The organism is Neobacillus drentensis (assembly GCF_036966985.1).
GTDB lineage: Bacteria > Bacillota > Bacilli > Bacillales > Cytobacillaceae > Neobacillus > Neobacillus drentensis_E.
In genome coordinates this window covers 1-1,212 of sequence record NZ_JBALSN010000587.1, presented here as the reverse complement: position 1 = coordinate 1,212, position 1,212 = coordinate 1, and the positions used below count along the sequence as shown (strand labels likewise).

The 1,212-nt window shown below is 37.5% G+C and carries 2 protein-coding genes; both read left to right on the top strand.

What is annotated here, in order from left to right:
- A partial coding sequence (locus V7659_RS28490; RefSeq protein WP_335543423.1) for a DUF445 family protein occupies window positions 1-659 on the top strand: 659 nt, incomplete at its 5' end.
- A gap of 122 nt (window positions 660-781) precedes the next feature.
- Window positions 782-1,138, top strand: coding sequence for a YlbF family regulator (locus V7659_RS28485; RefSeq protein WP_007497132.1), 357 nt, complete (start codon window positions 782-784; stop codon window positions 1,136-1,138).
- The last annotated feature ends 74 nt before the right edge of the window (window positions 1,139-1,212 follow it).

The following is a 1,212-nucleotide window of genomic DNA, read 5'->3' as shown; positions in this document are numbered from 1 at the left end:
CATCCAAAATTCCAGATGCCGCAGATTATATTTTAAAGAGAGGCATTCATTACTTTGAAAGTGATGAGGGAAAAGCAAGACTCGGTCATATGATAGATGATTTCTTAAAAGAACGAGGAATGCTTGGCAGTATGGTCCAAATGTTTTTAGGGAATTCAAGCTTAATTGATCGCGTACATCCTGAAATGATGAAGTTCTTAAAGAATGCAGAGACAAAAAGGTTTTTATCAGATTTACTTGTTCAAGAATGGGACAAGGTAAAGCAATTTTCTTTACATGAGCTTGATAAAAAATGGAATGTGAAAGAGCTTCTATTTAGTGTGAAAAAGCAATTGCTTTCACATTTTTCTACAAAGGTTCTGTTAGATAGACCAGTAGGAGTTTACATCAGTGCAGTAGCGGATGATCTTAAGACCAAGTTTGCTCCATCTCTCATTGATAAAGGGATTGAAGCCGCATCTAATGCGCTTGAGGGACTGCTCGCAAAGCTCCAATTTGAAGCAATTATTCGTGAACAAATTGAACTTTTCCCGCTTGAAAAAATGGAAGAGCTTGTGATCAGCATATCTAATAAGGAGCTGAAGATGATCACATTTTTAGGCGGTCTTTTAGGTGGATTGATCGGTGCTGTCCAAGCGATTTTTGTCACCTTATTCTAATGCAAGATCGAGAAATTTCGATGAATTTATTGTATATATGTGAAACGAAAGCCATAGTTTGTTATAGTGGAGTGGTGTCCGCCGATCCATATCGGTGATAACGGATAGAAAGGAGACATAACATGTCTGTAAATCTTTATGATGTTGCATATGACCTTGAAAAAGCACTGCGTCATAGCGAAGAATATTCAGCGTTAAGAAATCTTTATGATGAGGTAAATGGGGATGAGTCCTCTAAAAGAATGTTTGAGAACTTCCGTGACATTCAAGTAAACCTTCAGCAAAAACAAATGACTGGGCAAGAGATTACACAAGAAGAAGTAGAGCAAGCGCAAAAAACGGTTGCACTTGTGCAGCAGCACGATAAAATCTCTCAGTTGATGGAAGCAGAACAACGCGTAAGTGTTCTCATCGGTGAATTAAATAAAATTATCATGAAGCCTCTTGAAGAGCTTTATGGAAATGCAGAAGAAAATTAATTGAAAGGGCGATCATATTCGCCCTTTTTTTCATTCATATCGCCACTTGTATATCTTTAAAAAAAGGGTTGTCG

Bases quoted from the DNA above. Each gene is read 5' to 3' on its own strand.
- V7659_RS28485 (WP_007497132.1), top strand. From the start codon at position 782: ATGTCTGTAAATCTTTATGATGTTGCATATGACCTTGAAAAAGCACTG.